Genomic DNA, 19,794 nt, shown 5'->3' with positions numbered 1-19,794 from the left:
AGGGGCTCGTCAGTGCGATCTCAGCCAATTGTCGGTGAACTCGGCTTCGCGTTCGAGGAGTTCGGTGAGGTGTCCTTGGATGGCGGCTTCGATCTTTTTGCCGAAGAGCGGGATCTTCACCTCGATGACGGCGTCCACGGTGAAGTCCGAACCGGTGCCGGATTCCTTCATGGTGAGGGTGCCGTTGACGGTGGCCGGCACGCCGTCGACGTGCGCTTCCACGGTGCCGCCGCTGCCGTTCCAGGTCTCGGTGCGCGGGATGACCAGATCGCCGGGGCGGACCGCGGTCACCTGCGCGGGCAGTTCGGAGGCCGGGATCGCCTGGATCATGTCCACGCGCACATCGTCACCGGAGATATTGATCGATTCGATGCGCGCGTCGGGGCCGCCGACCGCTTCGATGCGGTCCTTCCAGTACTGCTCATCGGCGAGGGCCGCGCGCACGGCGGCGGTGGAGTGGGTCGAGTGCGCGGTGAAGGCCAGAGGTGTCGCCATGGTCGGACAGGCTACCGTCTGTGCCTGTGCGTACTTCTGGGGTGGTGTCCTTCGACGACGTGCGGGACCGGCTGGCCGGGACCGGCGCGAGCCTGTCGGCAGCGGTACCGCTGGCCGAACTGACGACCTTGCGGGTGGGCGGCCCGGCCGTACTGGCCGAGTGCGCGTCCACGGAGTCGCTGGTGGCGACGGTGCGGGCGCTGGACGAGGCCGGTATTCCGGTGTTGCTCATCGCGGGCGGGTCGAATCTGCTCATCTCCGATGCCGGTTTCCCGGGCGTGGCGGTGCGGATCGCGACCACGGGCGTCGAGCTCGGTGACGATTTTCTGATCGCCGAGGCGGGCGCGAATTGGGATGCGGTGGTGGCGACTTCGGTGCAGGCCGGTCGCGGCGGCCTCGAATGCCTTTCCGGCATACCGGGTTCCGCCGGTGCGACGCCGGTGCAGAATGTCGGCGCGTACGGCGTCGAGGTGGCCTCGCTGCTGCGCCGGGTGCGGCTGCTGGATCGCGCGAGCGGCGAGATCCGCTGGGCCGAGCCCGCGGAACTCGGATTCGGTTATCGCACTTCGGTGTTGAAGCACAGCGCTGCCGCGGTGGTGCTGGCGGTCGAATTCGCCCTGCGCCCCGACGGCTCCAGCGCACCCCTCGGCTATCGCGAATTGGCGGCCGCGCTGGGCGCGCAGGAGGGTGAATCGCGGCCTGCCGAACTGGTGCGAGCCGAGGTGCTGCGGCTGCGGGCGAGCAAGGGCATGGTGCTGGACGCGGGCGATCACGACACCTGGAGCGCGGGCTCCTTCTTCACCAATCCGATCGTTCCGGAGCATCGGGTGGCCCAGGTGCGGGAGGCGATCTCCACACATGTCGGAGCGGATGTGGCGGTGCCCACGTGGCCGGTGCCGGGCGGGGTGAAGTTCTCCGCGGGCTGGCTCATCGAGCGGGCCGGTTTCGCCAGGGGCTATCCGGGCGCGCAGGCTCCCGCGCGGCTGTCCACCAAACACACTTTGGCTCTGACGAATCGAGGATCGGCCACCGCCGAGGAGCTCGCGCAGCTGGCCCGAGAAGTTCGCCAAGGAGTTGCTGAACTCTTCCGAATTCACCTCGAACCCGAACCTGTCACGGTGGGTGTCACCCTGTAGGGGTGGCTGATACCACGATTTCAGCGGCTGGTGGACCCGATTTGCGAGGGTAACGTCGAGGAAGTGAGTAGACGAGGATTCCCGGTCCGGCGGGCGGCGGCCGTACTGGCCGCGCTGTTGGCGGTGGTGGCGCTGGTGGCCGGATGTACGTCCGACAAGGGCGGCGGCAGCCCCGGCAAACCCGTCACACCGGCCGCGAAGGTGACCCCCGAGCCCGGTGACGGCGCCCAGAACGTCAACCCGACCGCACCCGTCCAGGTCTCGGTGACCGGCGGCCGCATCGACCAGGTGGCGCTGACCAACCCGAACGGTAAGCAGGTCACCGGCGAACTCAGCCCGGACCGCGCCAAGTTCGTGGTCACCGAGCCGCTCGGCTACGGCATCACCTACACCTGGTCCGGCACCGCCACCGGCACCGATGGCAAGCCGGTGCCGATCGACGCCAAATTCAGCACCGTCAATCCCAAGGCTCAGGTCTCGGCGACCATCAATATCGCCGACGGCCAGGAGGTCGGCATCGGCGCGCCGATCATCATGCAGTTCAACAAGCACATCGAGAACAAGGCCGCCGTCGAGAAGGCGCTGACCGTCACCACCACCCCCGCCGCCGAGGGTTCGTGGGCGTGGCTGCCGGACGACAACGGCGGCTCCCGCGCGCATTGGCGGCCGCGTGAGTACTGGGTGCCGGGCACCGAGGTGCATGTGGCGGCCAAGCTGTACGGCCTCGATATGGGCGCGGGATCCTATGGCGGGTCGGACCTGACCTCCGATTTCAAGATCGGCCGCTCGCAGATCGTGAAGGCGGTCGCCACCAGCCACCGCATGCAGGTCATTCGCGACGGCCAGGTTGTCTTCGATTTCCCGGTGAGCTACGGCGAGGGCAATGAGGACCGCAATGTGACGCGCTCCGGCGTGCACGTGGTCACCGAGAAGTACGAGGATTTCGTCATGTCGAATCCGCCGTTCTACACCAATGCCCGGGAACGCTGGGCCGTGCGCATCTCGAACAATGGCGAATTCATTCACGCCAACCCGGAATCCTCTGCGGCGCAGGGTAATTCGAATGTCACCAATGGGTGCATCAACCTGAGCACCAATGACGCGCAGTCCTACTTCCCGACCGCCCTGTACGGCGATCCGGTGGAGGTGACCGGCACCCGCATCCCGCTGTCGGCGGCGGATGGCGACATCTACGACTGGACCATCGACTGGAGCACCTGGAAGAGCATGTCCGCCCTGCAGGGCGAACCCGCTCCGGTGGTCTCGGCCGCCCCGATCACCCCGCAGGCCCCCGCGGGCCGCTGACTCGACCCTCACCACACGGCGCGGGCCCTCCCACTCGGGACGGCCCGCGCCGTTCGTCTGTCGAAATGGTGGATCGGCGGGCACCGTGGAATGTGCCGGTGACCGATCCGGGGCGGATCGATTTCCCGGAACGGGTTGGGACATGACGGCTTTCGGCCGTGGCGATTGCAGCCACGAATTCCTGTGTCAGCGGTCGCCCATTCAGATATCGGTCTCACCGCGCAGCAGCATGTCCTTCTTGCGGCCCATGAGTACCAGGGTGTCGCCGTCGAAGCGCGCCAGATCACCGGTGTGGATCTCACGCATCGGCAGTTCGCCGAGGTAGCCGTCGCACAGATTCGGGCCGGACAGAATCAGTTCACCGTCGTCGGCGATATCGGCGGTGACGCCGTGCACCGGTATGCCCAGCGGGTCGCCGGCGCCTTCGAATTCGAGTTTGGCGGTGCCGGAGTTGATTGCCACCGGCATGATCTCGGTCCTACCGTAGATGGCGAGGAATTCGCAGTCCGGCAGGGCTTTTCGTGCCCTGCGCAGCAGGGCGGTGGTGACCGGCGCGCCGCCGAGGGCGATTTCGCGCAGTCCGGCGGGCGCGGTGAGTTTCCCGGTTTCGACGGCGGTCAGCACCACCGTTAGATCGGCGGGTGTGAAGAAGGCGTGCGTGGCCGCGTTCAATCCCCGCGCGAATTCGATCGGCTCGATATGGGTTCGCAAACGCGGATACCTGGGCATGGACCACTGCGCGCCCGCGATCAGGGCGGGCAGGCCCATCATGAGCTGGTCGGTATGCAGGTGCGTACCGGGCCCGAGACTGCTGCACCCGGATATGGCCGCCAGGCCCGCGCCCAGCGAACCACGGGTGTGCACAACGGCTTTGGGTGCGGCGGTGGTTCCGGAGGTGAAGACGATCAGCGCCTCGGTATCCGGCGGCGCGAGCGAGCGTCCCGTATCGGCCGAGACCGGTGCGTCGTCCAGGAGCTCCCGCAGCGGAATCGAGGCCGCCGGGGTGCCGGGCAGTCGCGGTCCACTGTGTATGTGCCGCAACGGAAGTCGCCCGAACGCGGGCAGTGACAGCCTCAGGGTCCGGCCCACCCGGTGCAACGGTCCACTGAGCAGGTGGAGCAGTGATTCCGTTGCCGCCCAGGCAGGTTCGGCCAATTCGATACGCCGCGCGAACAGCTCCGGCTCGACGCCCGGGTCCACGAGGACGATAGTCCCGCCCGCCGCCATGGTTCCGAGGATCAGTACCACCGCGTCCACGCCCGGCCGAATCGAGAACAGCATGCGATCGCCCGGCTGAAATCCATTGTGGTAGAGCCGTTCCGCGACCGCGGTTATCCGGTCGTCGAGTTCGGCGTAGGTGAGCGGTCGCGCGCCCACCATGCCGAGTGCCGGATCATCGGGCTTGCACCGGACGTTCTCCCGCAGCAGCGCGAGAAAATCCGGTGTACCGGAGCCGCTCACCGGATATCCACCAATTCCGGCTGGCATCGGTGATCGGCGTACCAGGCGAGGGTTTTACGTACGCCCCAGGCACGCACCCGCCGATTGGACGCGTGCACCCGGACGTTCCGGCGGAGGCCGTAGTCGGTGGTGAGCATACGAACAGCATTCACCAATGCCCGATCCTCGTGCAGGGCTTCGGCGGCGGCCGCCGCGAATTCGCCCTGCCTCCTGGCGGATTCAGCGGCGCGCGAAACGACCCGGCTCGGCCTGATCGCGCGGTTTCACAATAATGGTGTCCAGATTGACGTGCGCCGGACGCGAAGCAGCGAATCCGACGATCTCGGCAATATCCTGTGCCATAAGCGGATCGATGCCCTCGTACACCTTGGCGGCGCGGTCGGCATCACCGTCGAAACGCACCAGCGAGAACTCGGTCTCCACCGCACCCGGGGCGATCTCGGTCAATCGGACCGGCTGACCCAGCAGCTCCCCGCGCAGGGTCCGATGCAGTACCGCCTGTGCGTGCTTGGCCGAGGTGTAGCCGGAGCCATTGTCGTAGTGGTGGAATGCCGCCACCGAGGTAATGGTGACGATCAGTCCGTCACCGGAGGCGATCAGTTTGGGCAGCAGGGCTTTGGTGAGTCGCAGCGTGCCGAGCACGTTCGTCTCCCACATCCACCGCCAGTCGTCGAGGTCGGCATTCGCGACCGTCGCCAATCCCTTTGCGCCACCGGCATTATTGACCAGCACATGCAACTCGCCGACCGCATCGGTGAATGCCCGCACCGACTCCTCGTCGGTCACATCCAGGGGCAGGGCCGTCCCGCCGATCTCATCGGCCAGCTTCTCCAGCCGATCGACCCGCCGCGCTCCCACATAGACGTGGTACCCCTGCTTGGCGAGCTCCCGGGCCGTGGCCTCTCCGATTCCCGAACTTGCTCCGGTCACAACAGCGGTGCGAGTGCTCATGTCCTGAGCTTAGGCAAATACAACGCCCCGGCTACCTCCGCCCTGCGCCCGCAGCGGGCGCGAGATCTCGGCAGAGCTCCCGGTTAGCCTGGCGGGTATGGCGATCAGGGAAGCACGTAGCGCGGACGGTACCAATATCGTTTACCGGGTAACCGGCCCCGAGAACTCGCGGCCTTTGGTGCTGCTGCACGGCTGGTCCGGAACCCTGCGCTGCTGGGGTCGCGCCGCCGACGAATTGGCCGGGCGTTACCGCGTGATCGCCCTCGATCTGCGCGGCCACGGTTACTCCGATGCCCCCGAATCCGGTTACGACGACCCGAAGAATTGGGCCGCCGATGTGGCGGCGGTGCTGGCCGCCGAGCACATCACCGCGGGCGCGGTCCTGCTCGGCTGGTCCTACGGCGGCATTGTCCTCACCGACTATCTTGCCGCCTACGGCACCGCTGCCGTCGCGGGTGTTGTCTACACCGGTTCCCAAGCCGGCATCGGCAAGAACGTCCCCGGCGCGCAGACCGGACCGGCCATGCAGAAGGCCATTCCGGATGTCTTCGAGGAGAGCGCCGGCCGCGCCATGCGCGGTTTCGCCGCCTTCGGCAATGCCAATACCGGTCCCGGCCGCGATAAGGGCGCGGACGCCCAGCGCCTCTTCGGCGGCAGCGTCGCCACCCTGCCCCGAGTTCGCAAGGCGCTGTTCTACCGCACGGTCGACAACACCGAAACCCTGGCTGCGCTGGATGTTCCGGTCTTCGTCATGCACGGCACCGCCGATCCGGTGGTCCCGCTGGAGAACGGGAAATACATCGCCGAGACCGTCCCGAACGCCACCACCTCCTACTGGCCGGACGGCCAGCACGGCCTCTTCGTCGAGGATCCGGACCGCTTCGTGGCGGAGCTCACCGCCTTCACCGAAACCCTGTCCTGACCGGTCGCTAACCCTGCCTTGACCGGGCCGTGCGCTGTGAGCCGAGTCACTAGGTCGGGTAACCCACGTATATTCACTTACCAGTGGCGTGCACACTGGTGTAGTGAGTCAACGTTCCGACCTACGGCCCAATCGGATTGCCGTGCTATCGGTACACACCTCACCCCTGGCCCAACCGGGCACCGGCGATGCCGGCGGCATGAATGTGTACGTGCTGCAGACGGCCATCGAATTGGCTCGCCGCGGCACCCAGGTGGAGATCTTCACCCGCGCGACCTCCTCCAATGACCAACCGCTCGTAGAGGCCGCACCCGGTGTGCTGGTCCGCAATGTGGTGGCCGGACCCTTCGAGGGTCTGGACAAGCACGATCTGCCCACCCAGCTGTGTCCGTTCGCGGCCGAGGTACTGCGGCAGGAGGCCCGGCACCCGCCCGGCCACTACGACCTGATTCATTCGCACTACTGGCTCTCGGGTCAGGTGGGCTGGCTGGCCCGGGACCGCTGGCGGGTGCCGATGGTGCATACCGCGCACACCCTGGCCGCGGTGAAGAACGCCTACCTCGCCGAGGGCGATATGCCCGAACCCGCCGCCCGTGTCATCGGTGAGAAACAGATTGTCGCCGAGGCGGATCGGTTGATCGCCAATACCGGCGAGGAGGCGCGGCAGCTCGTCGAGCTGTACGACGCGGATCCCGAGCACATCGATGTGGTGCTGCCCGGTGCGGACCTGAACCGGTATCACCCAGGTTCGCGCGCCGCTGCCCGCGCGGAGCTCGGCCTCCCCGACGATGAGCGAATTGTCGCTTTCATTGGGCGAATTCAGCCTTTGAAGGCCCCCGATGTGCTCGTGCGCGCCGCCGCGCAGGTGCTCGCCGAAGAGGCCGCGCTACCGCAGCGCCCGGAACGCCCACTGCGCGTGCTGATTGTCGGCGGACCCTCCGGCAGCGGCCTCGAACGTCCCGACGCGTTGATCGAATTGGCTGCCGCGCTCGGTATTTCGGATCGCGTCACCTTCCTGCCACCGCAGCCGCCGCATCGTCTGGTGCAGGTGTACCGGGCCGCGGACCTGGTGGCGGTGCCCAGCTACAACGAATCCTTCGGCCTGGTCGCCATCGAGGCGCAGGCCAGCGGTACCCCGGTGCTGGCCGCCGATGTCGGCGGGCTCGGCACCGCAGTGCGCGACGGTGTCACCGGGCTGCTGGTGCCGGGTCACCGCACCCCCGACTGGGCCGCGGGACTGCGCTCGCTGCTCGACAATCCGGCCCGCCTGGATCTGATGGGTGCGGCGGCCGTCGAGCACGCCGCGAACTTCTCCTGGGCGCACACCGCCGACGGCATGCTGGACAGCTATGCCGCCGCCCTCGGCCAATCGCGGGATCGCCGCAATCGCACCGGTACCGTGCACAACGACAGCAATCAAGCCAGATCGCTGGCGCTCTGGCGGCGCCGGATGGGAGTAGTACGCCGATGAGCGCCGTGCAGGACGAAACCGCCCGTACGACAGCGCAATTGATCGACGAGACACTGCGCGACCGCGAGATCGAATACTCGCGTGAGGCCGACGGCACCTTCGTGGTGGTGCTGCCCGGCGAACGCAAACTCAAGACGGTCATCGGCGTCGCCGTCGGCAAGCACGGCATTCGAATGGAGTCCTTCGTCTGCCGTAAACCGGACGAGAACTTCGAGGGCGTCTACAAATTCCTGCTGCGCCGCAATCGCCGCCTGTACGGCGTGGCGTACACCATCGACAAGCTCGGCGATATCTATCTGGTGGGCCGGCTGTCCACCCATTCGGTCACCGCCGATGAACTCGACCGCTGGTTCGGCCAGATTCTCGAGGCCGTGGACGCCGATTTCAATACGCTCCTGGAACTCGGATTCGCGGAATCCATTCGCAAGGAATGGAAGTGGCGGGTCTCGCGCGGTGAATCGCTGAAGAACCTGCGCGCCTTCGAGCATCTCGTCGACGCCGAGGACAAGGCGTAGCCTGCTCCGGGTAAACCGGAGGCGAAGGAGGGCGGCGGTCCATGGTGGCATTGGCGCTGGATATCGGCGCGACGAAATTCGCTGCGGGCGTTGTCGATTCGAATGGCGGCGTGAGTTCGGTGCGCCGGATCCAGGTCCCCGAAACCAAGGTCTGGACCGCCTGTCTCGAACTGCTGCTGACGGTGGCCGGCACGGCTGAGGTGACCGCCGTGGGCATCGGCGCGGCCGGGCCCGTGGATGTGCGCACCGGATCGACCGGACCACTCAATATCCCGGAGTGGGTACACGGCTTCGGCCTGGTCGACGCGGTCCGGGAGTTGTTCCCCGACGCGGTGATTCACTTCGCGGTCGACGGCGTCTGCCTGGCACTGGCCGAGCAGCGCTTCGGCGCCGCCCGGGGCGAACCGAACGTGCTCTGTATGACGGTGTCCTCGGGTATCGGCGGCGGCGTGATCTCCGACGGCCGAGTTGTCATGGGCCGCACCGGAAATGGCGGGCACGTCGGGCACATTGTCGTGCCCGGTAATGAAGAGCCCTGTGCCTGTGGCGGTTTCGGTTGTGTGGAGGCCGTGGCCAGCGGTAAGTCCTCGGTGCGCTGGGCGCGCGGGCAAGGCTGGACGGGCGGCACCGGCATCGAACTGTCCGCGGCCGCGCACGCCGGGGATGAGATCGCCCTCGCCGCCATGCACCGCTCGGGTACCGCACTGGGTATCGCCATCGCCTCCGCCGCGGCCCTGCTGGATACCGATCTGGTGGTGATCGGCGGCGGCTTCGCGCAATCCGGTGCGCCGCTCTGGGATCCACTGCGGGCGGCCGCCGCCGCCCACGCCCGCCTCCGCTTCCTGCGGGAATTGCGGGTGGTCCCGTCCGAACTCACCGACCAGGCCACCCTCGCCGGGGCCGCGCTACTGGCGAAACGGGGCGTGGAAAGATGACCCCCATGACGTACACCCTCGTGCTGCTGCGCCACGGCGAGAGCGAATGGAATGCCCTCAACCTGTTCACCGGCTGGGTGGATGTCCAACTCACGGACAAGGGTGTCGCCGAAGGCAAGCGTGCCGGTGAATTGCTGGCCGAGCACGGGATTCTCCCCGATATCGTCTACACCTCGCTGTTGCGCCGCGCGATCAGCACCGCCAACAACGCACTGGATGCCTGTGACCGCCATTGGATTCCGGTCGTGCGCGATTGGCGGCTGAACGAGCGCCACTACGGTGCGCTGCAGGGTAAGAACAAGGCGGAGATCAAGGACCAGTACGGCGACGAGCAGTTCATGCTGTGGCGTCGCAGCTACGACACCCCGCCGCCGCCGATCGAGGCGGGCAGCGAATACAGCCAGGATGCGGATCCGCGCTACGCCGGTATCGATGTGCCGCTGACCGAATGCCTCAAGGATGTCGTGGCCCGCATGGTGCCGTACTGGGAGGACACCATTGCCCAGGATGTCACCGCGGGTAAGACGGTTCTCATTGCCGCGCACGGCAATTCGCTGCGCGCGCTGGTGAAGCACCTGGAGGGCATCTCCGATGACGCCATCTCCGGGCTGAACATCCCCACCGGCATTCCGCTCAAGTACGAGCTGGACGAGAACCTGCGCCCGCTGGGCCCCGGCGAATACCTGGACCCGGAGGCGGCCGCCGCGGGCGCCGCCGCCGTCGCGAATCAGGGCGGCAAGTAACACGTAGTAACGACAAACGCGCTGTAGCCGAATTACTCGGTTGCAGCGCGTTTTCCGTTTTCTCCCGGCTATTTTTCACGCGCGCATCATCCGTTTCGGATGAAATGTGTACGTGATCCACCTCTCAGTACGGCACCGTAGGGTATTCAGCGGCAATGCGTTTCGAATTAGCCGCAATTTTGCCCGTTAAAAGAGGTGTCTGTAACCGGAGTTTGCAACTTACTGCCGAGTAGATATGCTCTGCTCGTTCGACCAATTGCGAGAGGTAGATCACGTTCGATGAAGCACGCGCTACGGGTCACGGTCCTCGCCACCGCGACCGCTCTGCTCGTTCCACTGTCCGCCATCACCGCTGATGCGGCCCCCGCCCCGATCGGCCCCGACGGCGGCGCGGCGGGTGCGGCCTGGACCGCCACCGAGGACGGCCAGCAGCAGTACCCGAATGTCTTCATCGAATGGGACGTCCCCATCACGATGAGCGACGGCACTGTGCTCAAGGGCAACGTCTATCACCCGGCCGACGCGTCGGGCCGCCCGATCGACACCCCCACGCCGACCGTGCTGAATATGACGCCGTACACCAAGCTGGTGTCGAACGTCGCCGACAGCGCCTTCGCGATTCCCGGCCTCGGCGACGCCCTGGTCAACGTGTTCCGGAATATCAACCTCTCCGGCACTCCCATCTCCGGCTTCGGCGAACTGCTGAACGCTGCGGGCAACGGCGAACTCCGCAACTTCTCCGTCGACCGTCAGCTCATCAAGTCCGGGTACACGCAGGTCGTCGTCGACGTGCGCGGTACCGGATTCTCGCAGGGCGAGTGGGACATGCTGCGCCAGCGCGAACAGCAGGACACCGTCGAGACCATCGACTGGACGTCCAAGCAGGGCTGGTCCAACGGCCGCATCGGCATGAACGGCCTGTCCTACAGCGCCATCAACCAGGTGCAGGCCGCGGAGAAGAACCCGCCCGCGCTGAAGACCATCTTCCCGATCGTGCCCGGCAGCGACCTCATCGACGATGTGCTCGCGCCCGGCGGCGGCTTCGGCTTCAACTTCATTCCGTTGTGGCTCAGCGCCATCAACGGCATGAAGTGGCTCCCGGACCTGGCCTCGATCGCGCAGGGCAAGTTCGACTTCAAATGGTTGCAGGACCGCGCCGACGACCCGTTCACGTATTTGGACGTGTTCATGTCGGCGTACACCAGCACCGATATGAACACCCTCGATCCGCGCGCGAAGGCCATGCTCGATGATCTGTCGTCGGAACGCCAGGCATGGCTCGGTGATCCGAGCCGGATCAATATCCCCACCTTCGTCACCGGTGGCTGGCACGACCTGTTCACCTACTCGGAATCCAAGATCTACAACGAGATTTCGGTGCCCGCCGGGCAGAAGCAACTGCTGATGGGCAACACGTACCACGTCACCTCCGGCTCCGAGGCCGGTCACCCCGGCCTGCCGCCGCGCCTGGACGTGCTGCAGCGCGCCTGGTTCGACAAGTGGCTCAAGGGGATTGACAACGGCGTCGACAAGTACGGCCCGGTCACCCTGCGTCAGCAGGGCGGCGGCTGGATCACCCAGGGCGGCTTCGGCGAATCCGCGCCCTCGGAAGAGGCCGCGCGCTACCGCCGCATGTACCTGTCGTCGCAGCGCAGTGGCACCGCGAACAGCCTTTACGACGGCTCGCTGACCGGTGACGCCAATGGTGATACCGACCGCATCAGTGTGTCGATGGGCCTGACCACGCTGTGCTCGAATGACGCCGCGCAGGGCAGCGCGGGCATTCTCTCCATCATCGACGGTTGCGCGCTGGACTCGCGGGTCGCCGAGATCAACGGCCTGACCTTCACCAGCGCCCCGGTCGCCGAGGCCACCACGGTCTCGGGTCCGATCGCGGTGCACCTCAACACCGTTCAGGACGCGGCCGACGCCTACTGGACCGTCACCGTCAATGATGTTGCGCCCGACGGCAAGTCGACCGTGCTGACCTCCGGCCAGTTGATGGCGTCCATGCGTCGGATCGACGAGGCCAACAGCTCGCGTTCGGACAGTGGCGATTACACCGATCCGCGCGCCTTCACCTCGCTCGACAAGAGCGAGCCGACGGTGCCGGGCGAGGCCACCACCCTCGATATCGCACTCAGTGGCACCGAGGCCCTGCTCCAGCCCGGACACCGGCTGCGGGTGGACGTCTTCGCGGGCAACTTCCCCAAGGGCCTGCCGATCCTGCCGATGCTCCTCGATACCGGTCTGAAGCCGCAGCATGTGCAGCTCGACCCGAATCGTCCGAGCTTCGTCAATATCCCGGTTCGCGGTAACACCGGCTGGTGATTCCGTCCCTCCGGGCATGAGAACCCCCGGGTGCGCACAACGGCGTGCGCACCCGGGGTTTTCTTCGTCCATGGGACGGGTGTTCACTCGTCGGCGTCGGCGAAGGTGGCTTCCATGGGCGGGAACATGGCGCGAGAGTCGTTGCCGCCGAACCACTGTCCGACCACGAAGGCAGAGGTGGCCTCGAGGTATCTGGCCTGAGCCAGTCCGCCCGCGTGGAACGGCTTCAGCTTCATATCCGAAACCAGTGCGGAGACCCGGGCGATCGCGCCGGCGTCGTCCCCGCACAGCGGGACCAATAGCGTGCGGCCCTCGAACTCGCGCCGCTCGGACTCCCAGACCTCCGCCGCGCACAGATTGAACGCCTTCACCACGTGCGCGCCCGGGACGGTCGCCGCGATGCGTTCGGCGACAGCGTCTTCGCTGAGTACGAACTTGCCGCTGTCGGGAAGGAACGCGTTGGTGCAGTCGATGAGCGTGCGCCCGGTGAGCGCCGGACCAACCAGCGCCAGCACCTCGGTCAACGCGGCCACCGGCAATGCCGGCAGTACCGCCTCGCCGAATTCGGCGGCCTCGGCGATACCCGCCGCCCGCGCCTTCGGCCCGATGGCGGTGGCCGTCTCCGTCGCCCGGGTCGTATCCCTGGCCCCGACCACGATGTCGTGTCCGGCCGCGGCCCACGCTCCGCCGAGCGCCCGTGCCATGGCTCCGGCTCCGATGATTCCGATTCGCATGTGAACTCCTGTGTCGTATTTGCGAATTCGACGTTAGGAATTTCGATACGCACCCCCGGGTGCGCAACGACGCCGGCAGGCTGGAGTCATGACGATCGAACCGACCGCCCCGGCGGTGGTGGCGTTCGCGGAGTACGGCGACTACGAATCCGATTGCCCGGCACGCCTGGCGGTGGATATCTTCGGCAATTCGTGGCTGACGGTGATCGTCTACACGCTGCGCGAGGGCCCGATGCGCCCGGTCGAGTTGCAGCGCGCCATCGGCGGTATCAGTCAGAAAATGCTCACCCGAACCCTGCGCCGCATGGAGCTGATGGGATTGCTGGAACGTCGCCGCTATGCCGAAGCCCCACCGCGGGTGGAGTACGAGCTGACCTGCGCGGGCACCGATCTGCTGACCCCGATCCTGGCCCTCGGGGTATGGGCGGATCGGCACGGTGACGCGGTTCGCGATGCCCTCTACGGAGACACCGCGGACTGATCACCCCACTGCGCGGTGGTTGCCACAGAAATGCCGAACGCCGCACCCGGTCAGTCGAAACATTGCGTGAACGCCGGGCCAATTCCCCGCGAAGCCCCTGTGACCTGCGTGAAACTTCCTGCACCCGGGGTCGGACGCGGCTGAGACAACCGTACGATTCAAAGTGTGAGCGTTCCACAGGCCGTGCTGTTGGCAGTCCTGGCGGCCGTCGTTGGACTGGCAGTCGGTGGATTGCTCATTCCCTATGTCAATGCCCGGCAGGAGCGGCTGCGCGCCGCCACCGACTCCGGACTGACCATGTCCCAGGTCCTGGACCTGATCGTGCTCGCCTCGGAGAGCGGTATCGCCGTGGTCGACCAGTACCGCGATGTGGTGCTGGTGAACCCGCGAGCCGAGGAGCTGGGCATAGTCCACGATCGGCTGCTCGACGAACGCGCCTGGGCCGCGGTGCAGCAGGTCCTCGCGGGCGGTACCGATATCGAATTCGAGCTGACCGCGAAAATCCCGCTGCCGGGCCGGGCGCGCCTGGCAGTCCGCGGTGTTGCCAGGCCGTTGTCGCAGGAGAACCCGAACTTCGTGGTGCTCTTCGCCGACGACGACTCCGAACAGGCCCGCATGGAGGCCACCCGCCGCGACTTCGTCGCCAATGTGAGCCATGAGCTCAAGACCCCGGTGAGCGCCATGAGCCTGTTGGCTGAGGCATTGCTGGAATCGGCCGACGATCCGGAATCGGTGCGGCACTTCGGCGAACGCCTGCACGGCGAGGCCCGCCGCATGGGCAAGATGGTGACCGAGTTGATCGCGCTGTCCCGCCTGCAGGGCGCGGAGAAGCTGCCCGAACTCGAGGCCGTCGATGTGGACAGCGTCGTCAATCAGGCCATCGAGCGCTCCCGTACCGCCGCGGAGGCCGCGGGTATTACGGTGAGCACCGATGCCACCAGTCGGCTCGAGGTGATCGGTGATCAGACGCTGCTGGTGACCGCGCTGTCGAACCTGGTGGAGAATGCCATCGCGTACTCGCCTCGGGGATCGCAGGTTTCGGTGTCCCGGGCATTGCGCGGCGGTCACGTCAATATCGCGGTGACCGATCGCGGAATCGGGATCGCCAAGGAAGACCAGGAACGGGTCTTCGAAAGATTCTTCCGGGCCGACAAGGCGCGTTCGCGCGCCACCGGCGGTACCGGACTCGGGCTGGCTATCGTCAAGCACGTAGCGGCCAACCACAGCGGTGAGGTCACGCTGTGGAGCAAGCTGGGCACCGGATCCACATTCACCTTGCGGATCCCGTCCCACCCCGCCGATCTCAATGGCGCGGACAAGAGACTTTCCGCCGGACTTCCGGCGGCGAAGAAGGAAACCGGCCCGCGCCCCCTCGGGCGGGCCAGAACCAACGGTGTGGAGGCAACCCGATGACGAGTGTGCTGATCGTCGAGGACGAGGAGTCGCTGGCCGATCCGCTCGCATTCCTCCTGCGCAAGGAGGGGTTCGAGGTCACCGTGGTCGGTGACGGCCCGTCCGCGCTGGCCGAGTTCGACCGGTCCGGGGCGGACATCGTCCTACTCGACCTCATGCTGCCCGGCATGAGCGGCACCGATGTGTGCAAGCAGTTGCGCGCCCGTGGCAGTGTCCCGGTGATCATGGTGACCGCGCGCGACAGCGAGATCGACAAGGTGGTCGGCCTGGAACTGGGCGCCGACGACTACGTCACCAAGCCGTACTCCTCGCGTGAGCTCATTGCCCGCATTCGCGCCGTACTGCGCCGAGGCGCGGGCGAGGAGGCCGACAACGGCGGCGAGACCAGCGTGCTGGAGGCGGGCCCGGTCCGCATGGACGTGGACCGCCACACCGTCCAGGTGAACGGCAAAGCGGTTACTCTGCCGCTCAAGGAGTTCGACCTGCTGGAGTACCTGCTCCGCAATTCCGGACGCGTGCTGACCCGTGGCCAGCTCATCGACCGCGTCTGGGGCGCCGACTACGTCGGTGACACCAAAACCCTCGACGTGCACGTCAAGCGCCTGCGCTCCAAGATCGAAGCCGACCCGGCCAAGCCGGAACATTTGGTGACGGTCCGCGGCCTCGGCTACAAGCTCGAGGCTTGACCGCCTCCCCGAGCCTTTAGCGCCCGGCTGAGAGCCGTTGGCGCTGGGCACGCGTGGCGGCGGTTGGGTGCCGAGCCGATTTCGGGGGTACCCCGGGAGTTACCCCGAGGCTCACGAAATCAGTTGTCCTGTACGTAAAAAACCCGCGCCTGCTTCGGAAACCGAAGCAGGCGCGGGTTTTTGGATGTGTTCTATGCGGCGGGGTCGGACTGCATGGTGTAGACCCAGCCGAGGCCCAGGCCGGGGATGTCCTGCTGGGCGAGGTTGATCCAGCCCAGGTCGTCCTGCTGCTTGCAGTCGTACCAGGCGACATCCTGGCCATTGCCGCGGCAGGCGATGGTCCGGGTGATGCCGTACGGGCTGACGATGATCAGCTTGCCGTTGTCCTTGGCGCTGAGCACATTCAGGTCGTTGTACGGCACGAAGTTGGCGGTCACGTCCGAGAACTTGGTGGGATCGGTGTTATCGGCACCGGCGTGCGGCGCGAGGCTGAGAACTACGCCGGCGGCCAGCGCGGCGACGGTGAACGATTTCTTGATCATGGGCAGGATGTCTAACACGTTCCGGTGAACCGGTAGTGGCGAATCGATGTCGCGCGTACTTCCCGCAACTCACATACCGAGGTCACCGACCAGGTAGAACTCCGAAACACCCTTGGACGCAGCCTGATTCGAATGCCACCCGTGATACACGCCAGTTCACCCGCTGTACACCTGTAGTCGTCGCCACACCGTCCCGCCGTGACCTTCGCGGCCCCGCCGCCGAACCCCATTGTTATCGCGGACACACCCGCTAGCTGCCCGCGCTGCCGCTGAGCCCGCCCAGCAGTCCGCCGAGGGTCTTGCTCGCGCTGCCGGAGCTGCCTCCCGGCGTACCCGGGTTGCCGCCGCCGGGTGTGCCCGGATTCGACGGGTCGGTGACGTTCACGGCGATGGTCTTGGTGTTCCCGCCCTGCGAGCAGGTGAGCAGATGCTGTCCGGCGGTGGTGGGCTTCCAGGTGATGCTGGAGTATCCGACCGGCCACGGCACCTTGGGTCCGCTCAGGTCGTTGCCGTTGTCGGTCCAGTACACCAGCAGGCCGATGCCCGCGCCGCTGAGGTTCGCGGTGAGCGTGTACTCGGTATTGACGGTGTGCGGATCGCTGCCCGAGATGGTGATCGAGTCGACGGTCGCGCTCGCCTGGGGCGCGGCGAGGACGACGACCGCGGCGGCGGTGGCGATACCGGCAATGCCCGCGCCGAGGCGCCGGGAAATGCTGCTCATACTGTGTCTTCCGTTCACTTGCCGGTGGTGCCGCTGCTGCCGCTGCCGAGCGGTCCGGCGGGCCCGAAGCCGCTGCCGGAGCTGGAGCTGCCCGAGCCGAGCGGCTTGTCCGCCACATTCACCACGGTGGATTGGGTGCTGCCGCCCTGTTCGACGGTGATGATGTGCTGTCCCTTGGTGGACGGCGTCCAGCTGATGCTCGCGTGCGCCGGCGGCCACGGCACCTTGGGGCTGCCGATGAATTGGCCGTTGTCGCTGAAGTACACGAGCAGCCCGGCCGAGGCGCCGCTGAGGGTGGCCGAGATGGTGTACGCGGTGTCGACCTGGAAGTTCGACCCCTCGACGGTGACGGTGTCGACGGCCGCGCAGGCGGTGGGGGCCGCGATGACGGCGGCCGCGGCGACGGCCGCGAAGCCGGTGATCCCCGCACCGGCTCGGCGAGCGGTGGTCCTCGGTGGTGCGATGCGCATAGTGTCTGCTCTCCTATCGATCAAACGTCCGCAGCCGAAAGGCTATGAGCTGCCGAGCAATCCGCCGGACAGGCCGCCGAGCAGCTTGCCCGCACTACCCGAGCCGCCGCTACCCGAACTCGCGCCCGGGGTGGTGGTCGCCGGGGGAGTGGTGGGCGGAGTGGTCGGGGGAGTCGTCGGCGGGGTGGTCGGCGGTGTCGTGCCGGGAGTGGTGGTCGGCGGGGTGGTGGTCGAGCCACTCGCCACATTGATCACGATCGACCGGGTGTTGTCCCCCTGTGCGGCGGTCAGAATGTGCTGCCCGGCCGTGCTCGGCGTCCAGTCGATGGAGGCGTGCCCGACCGGCCACGGCACCTTCGGCCCGCTGAAGTCGTTCCCGTTATCGCTCCAGTAGACGAGCAGGCCGATCGAGGCCCCGCTCAGATCGGCACTGAGCGTGTAGGTGTTGCCCACCCGGAAGTCCGAACCCGAGATGGTGACGGTGTCCACATTGGCCTGGGCGGTCGGCGACATCGCGATGACCAGCCCCGCGCCACCGGCGACGGCCGTCGCGGCGATACCCGCGCCGATACGGCGGCGAGAAATGTTGTTGCGCATGAAGTCTCCTGTGCATACCTGGGGACAACTTTGCGCCCCAGGGAATTTCGGAAGGAAGAGGTCGGCGTCAGAGACCGAACGGGAGCAGGCCGTCGGCGCTGCCCGTGCCACCGCCGCTGGGCTTGGTGGTGGTCGGCGGAACGGTCGTCGTCACCGGCGGAGTGGTGGTCGGCGGGACCGTGGTGGGCGGCGTCGTCGTGGTGGGCGGGACCGTAGTGGTCGGCGGTTCGGTGGTGGGCGGCACCGTCGTCGGGGGCACGGTCGTGGTGGGAGGCACGGTCGTGGTCGGCGGTTCGGTGGTCGGCGGCACCGTGGTGGTGGGCGGGACCGTGGTGGTCGGCGGCACGGTGGTGCTCGGGACCGACCCGTCCGTGACGGTGACCACGAGAGATTTGGTGCTGCTGCCCTGCGAGGCCGTGATCACATGCTGCCCAACGCTTTTCGGCGTCCAGTCCAGGCCGGCGTGGCCGACCGGCCACGGCACCTTACCGGCGGGGGTGAGGCTGTCGCCGTTGTCGCTCCAGTAGACGAGCAGGCCGATGGAGGCGCCGCCGAGGTCGGCATTGAGGGTGTAGCTGTTGCCGATCTTCAGGTCGCTACTCGAGATGGTGATCGAGTTGACCGCGGCATTGGCCTGGGGTGCCTGGGGCGCCGCGAGGACGGCGACGACGCCCGTCGCGACGGCGAGCCCGGCGAGTCCAGCGCCCAGTACGCGCCGATTGGGCGGGGTGTTGCTCATGAGTTCTCCTGTGCTGCGGCCCACGAGGGGTGTGGGTCCGTCGCACAGTAGGTGAGCAGTGAAGTGAAATGGGGTACTTTCAGAAAATTACCCGCAGATTAATTAACCCTGTTCAGTGGTGGTTGCCTTCTTCGCCCCGGTCTTGGCCTTCGTCGCCGTGGTCACGGTGCCGGCCTGCTCGGCCGCCTTGCGCACACTGTCGGCCGCTTTGCTCGCGACGGCGGCTTCATCCGCGGCCTTCTGCTGCGCGATCACCGTCGCCGGATGCACCGCCACGATGCCCAGCCCCTGCCGTCGCCGGCAATGCTGTGCCAGCTCGTCATAGGCGGGCTTGCCGAGCAATTCGATCAGCTCCGGCGCGTACGCCTCCCACACCGGCCGGGTGCCGACATGCGCGTCCGGCGATCCGGTGCAGTACCAGTCCAGGTCCAAACCGCCCGGGCCCCAACCGCGCCGGTCGTATTCGCCGATCACGGTGCGCAGGATCTCCACCCCGTCCGGCCGGTCCACCCAGTCCTGGGTGCGGCGGATGGGCAGCTGCCAGCACACCTCGGGCTTGACGGTGAGCGGTTCCAGACCCTTGCGCAACGCCATGGTGTGCAGGGCGCAGCCGATGCCGTTCTCGAAGCCGGGACGGTTGAGGAAGATGCACGCGCCGTCCACCCGCCGGGTGCGCAGCGCGGGCTCGTCGTCGAGGTCGTCCTCTTCCAGATACAGCTTCTTGCGGACCTTGCCCTCCTTGTCGAGAGCCTCCGGCATGAGCTGCCAATCCTCGGGTGTGAGCATTTTCACAGCCTTGGCCAACTTCTTGCCGTCGTCCTCGTCGGAGAGGAACGCGCCGTGCGAACAGCAGCCGTCGTCCTCGCGCCCGGCGATGATGCCCTGGCATGCCGGAGTGCCGAAAACGCACGTCCAGCGCGACAACAGCCAGGTCATGTCCGCCGCGATCAAATGCTCGTCATTAGCTGGGTCGACGAACTCGATCCACTCGCGCGGGAAGTCGAGCTCTACTTCGGGAGCCGGGTCGATCTTCGCCGCTGGTCGCAGCCCGGTTGGGCCACTCGCGGATGCACCTGCTGTCACAGTGCGGAACGCTAACAGCTCAGTCGCCTGGCCTGAAGTCGTGACGCACCCAGTACCGTGTTC

22 protein-coding genes are annotated in these 19,794 nt (G+C 66.8%); 11 read left to right on the top strand and 11 right to left on the bottom strand.

Annotated features, from left to right (window positions below):
* Nucleotides 1-9: 9 nt before the first annotated feature.
* Nucleotides 10-495, bottom strand: a complete 486-nt coding sequence (locus tag GFY24_RS06760; RefSeq protein ID WP_153804034.1) for a DUF2505 domain-containing protein — start codon at nucleotides 493-495, stop codon at nucleotides 10-12.
* Between the two features lie 92 nt (nucleotides 496-587).
* Here GFY24_RS06760 and GFY24_RS06755 point away from each other — a divergent pair, with 92 nt between their 5' ends.
* A complete protein-coding gene (locus tag GFY24_RS06755; RefSeq protein ID WP_153804239.1) occupies nucleotides 588-1,631 on the top strand; it encodes a UDP-N-acetylmuramate dehydrogenase in 1,044 nt (347 codons plus the stop codon).
* A 63-nt stretch (nucleotides 1,632-1,694) separates the two neighbouring features.
* Complete coding sequence (locus GFY24_RS06750) at nucleotides 1,695-2,936, top strand: Ig-like domain-containing protein (protein WP_309230542.1); 1,242 nt, start codon at nucleotides 1,695-1,697, stop codon at nucleotides 2,934-2,936.
* Between the two features lie 201 nt (nucleotides 2,937-3,137).
* Here the strand turns inward: GFY24_RS06750 and GFY24_RS06745 are convergent, their stop codons facing one another.
* The 3 genes from GFY24_RS06745 to GFY24_RS06735 all read right to left on the bottom strand — a co-directional run bounded on the left by GFY24_RS06745 (nucleotide 3,138) and on the right by GFY24_RS06735 (nucleotide 5,348).
* On the bottom strand, nucleotides 3,138-4,397 hold the full coding sequence (locus GFY24_RS06745) for a class I adenylate-forming enzyme family protein (protein ID WP_309230541.1): 1,260 nt from the start codon (nucleotides 4,395-4,397) through the stop codon (nucleotides 3,138-3,140).
* Nucleotides 4,394-4,549 carry a hypothetical protein gene (locus GFY24_RS06740; RefSeq protein ID WP_228566021.1) on the bottom strand — a complete coding sequence of 52 codons (156 nt, stop codon included), beginning with the start codon at nucleotides 4,547-4,549 and terminating at the stop codon, nucleotides 4,394-4,396. The genes GFY24_RS06745 and GFY24_RS06740 overlap by 4 nt, the downstream gene beginning before the upstream one ends.
* A gap of 67 nt (nucleotides 4,550-4,616) precedes the next feature.
* Complete coding sequence (locus GFY24_RS06735) at nucleotides 4,617-5,348, bottom strand: SDR family NAD(P)-dependent oxidoreductase (RefSeq protein WP_153804032.1); 732 nt, start codon at nucleotides 5,346-5,348, stop codon at nucleotides 4,617-4,619.
* 97 nt (nucleotides 5,349-5,445) lie between these two features.
* Between GFY24_RS06735 and GFY24_RS06730 the strand changes: the two genes are divergently transcribed.
* The 6 genes from GFY24_RS06730 to GFY24_RS06705 all read left to right on the top strand — a co-directional run bounded on the left by GFY24_RS06730 (nucleotide 5,446) and on the right by GFY24_RS06705 (nucleotide 12,265).
* Nucleotides 5,446-6,270: an alpha/beta fold hydrolase gene (locus GFY24_RS06730; RefSeq protein ID WP_153804031.1), complete on the top strand. Its 825-nt coding sequence runs from the start codon at nucleotides 5,446-5,448 to the stop codon at nucleotides 6,268-6,270.
* 103 nt (nucleotides 6,271-6,373) lie between these two features.
* Nucleotides 6,374-7,741, top strand: coding sequence for a D-inositol-3-phosphate glycosyltransferase (gene mshA, locus GFY24_RS06725; RefSeq protein ID WP_375336004.1), 1,368 nt, complete (start codon nucleotides 6,374-6,376; stop codon nucleotides 7,739-7,741).
* A complete protein-coding gene (locus tag GFY24_RS06720) occupies nucleotides 7,738-8,256 on the top strand; it encodes a YbjN domain-containing protein (RefSeq protein ID WP_153804030.1) in 519 nt (172 codons plus the stop codon). The genes mshA and GFY24_RS06720 overlap by 4 nt, the downstream gene beginning before the upstream one ends.
* Nucleotides 8,257-8,297: 41 nt before the next feature.
* Nucleotides 8,298-9,191 carry an ROK family protein gene (locus tag GFY24_RS06715; RefSeq protein WP_153804029.1) on the top strand — a complete coding sequence of 298 codons (894 nt, stop codon included), beginning with the start codon at nucleotides 8,298-8,300 and terminating at the stop codon, nucleotides 9,189-9,191.
* Between the two features lie 5 nt (nucleotides 9,192-9,196).
* A complete protein-coding gene (locus GFY24_RS06710; protein ID WP_153804028.1) occupies nucleotides 9,197-9,934 on the top strand; it encodes a phosphoglyceromutase in 738 nt (245 codons plus the stop codon).
* A 279-nt stretch (nucleotides 9,935-10,213) separates the two neighbouring features.
* Nucleotides 10,214-12,265, top strand: a complete 2,052-nt coding sequence (locus GFY24_RS06705) for a CocE/NonD family hydrolase (protein ID WP_153804027.1) — start codon at nucleotides 10,214-10,216, stop codon at nucleotides 12,263-12,265.
* A gap of 83 nt (nucleotides 12,266-12,348) precedes the next feature.
* Here the strand turns inward: GFY24_RS06705 and GFY24_RS06700 are convergent, their stop codons facing one another.
* The gene (locus tag GFY24_RS06700) at nucleotides 12,349-12,999 is read right to left on the bottom strand and encodes an NADPH-dependent F420 reductase (protein WP_153804026.1); all 651 of its coding nucleotides are present in this window, start codon (nucleotides 12,997-12,999) and stop codon (nucleotides 12,349-12,351) included.
* A gap of 88 nt (nucleotides 13,000-13,087) precedes the next feature.
* Here GFY24_RS06700 and GFY24_RS06695 point away from each other — a divergent pair, with 88 nt between their 5' ends.
* The 3 genes from GFY24_RS06695 (at nucleotide 13,088) to GFY24_RS06685 (ending at nucleotide 15,579) form a co-directional block, all read left to right on the top strand.
* Nucleotides 13,088-13,480 (top strand): helix-turn-helix domain-containing protein, encoded by a 393-nt coding sequence (locus GFY24_RS06695; protein ID WP_153804025.1) that lies wholly within the window; start codon nucleotides 13,088-13,090, stop codon nucleotides 13,478-13,480.
* Nucleotides 13,481-13,645: 165 nt separating this feature from the next.
* Complete coding sequence (locus GFY24_RS06690) at nucleotides 13,646-14,893, top strand: ATP-binding protein (protein ID WP_309230540.1); 1,248 nt, start codon at nucleotides 13,646-13,648, stop codon at nucleotides 14,891-14,893.
* The gene (locus GFY24_RS06685; RefSeq protein ID WP_153804024.1) at nucleotides 14,890-15,579 is read left to right on the top strand and encodes a response regulator transcription factor; all 690 of its coding nucleotides are present in this window, start codon (nucleotides 14,890-14,892) and stop codon (nucleotides 15,577-15,579) included. Before GFY24_RS06690 ends, GFY24_RS06685 begins: the two co-directional genes overlap by 4 nt.
* 191 nt (nucleotides 15,580-15,770) lie before the next feature.
* Here GFY24_RS06685 and GFY24_RS06680 read toward each other — a convergent pair whose 3' ends face one another.
* The 6 genes from GFY24_RS06680 to GFY24_RS06655 all read right to left on the bottom strand — a co-directional run bounded on the left by GFY24_RS06680 (nucleotide 15,771) and on the right by GFY24_RS06655 (nucleotide 19,731).
* Entirely contained in the window at nucleotides 15,771-16,121 is a 351-nt protein-coding gene (locus GFY24_RS06680; RefSeq protein WP_153804023.1) for a hypothetical protein, read from the bottom strand.
* A 250-nt stretch (nucleotides 16,122-16,371) separates the two neighbouring features.
* A complete protein-coding gene (locus GFY24_RS06675; protein WP_153804022.1) occupies nucleotides 16,372-16,842 on the bottom strand; it encodes a hypothetical protein in 471 nt (156 codons plus the stop codon).
* Nucleotides 16,843-16,856: 14 nt separating this feature from the next.
* A complete protein-coding gene (locus GFY24_RS06670; protein ID WP_153804021.1) occupies nucleotides 16,857-17,312 on the bottom strand; it encodes a hypothetical protein in 456 nt (151 codons plus the stop codon).
* A 42-nt stretch (nucleotides 17,313-17,354) separates the two neighbouring features.
* Nucleotides 17,355-17,909 carry a hypothetical protein gene (locus GFY24_RS41020; RefSeq protein ID WP_194852766.1) on the bottom strand — a complete coding sequence of 185 codons (555 nt, stop codon included), beginning with the start codon at nucleotides 17,907-17,909 and terminating at the stop codon, nucleotides 17,355-17,357.
* Nucleotides 17,910-17,976: 67 nt separating this feature from the next.
* On the bottom strand, nucleotides 17,977-18,648 hold the full coding sequence (locus GFY24_RS41015) for a hypothetical protein (protein WP_194852765.1): 672 nt from the start codon (nucleotides 18,646-18,648) through the stop codon (nucleotides 17,977-17,979).
* A 102-nt stretch (nucleotides 18,649-18,750) separates the two neighbouring features.
* A complete protein-coding gene (locus tag GFY24_RS06655; protein ID WP_309230539.1) occupies nucleotides 18,751-19,731 on the bottom strand; it encodes a hypothetical protein in 981 nt (326 codons plus the stop codon).
* Nucleotides 19,732-19,794: the final 63 nt, after the last annotated feature.

The organism is Nocardia sp. SYP-A9097 (assembly GCF_009649815.1).
GTDB lineage: Bacteria > Actinomycetota > Actinomycetes > Mycobacteriales > Mycobacteriaceae > Nocardia.
This window is presented reverse-complemented; position numbering and strand designations above follow the sequence as displayed.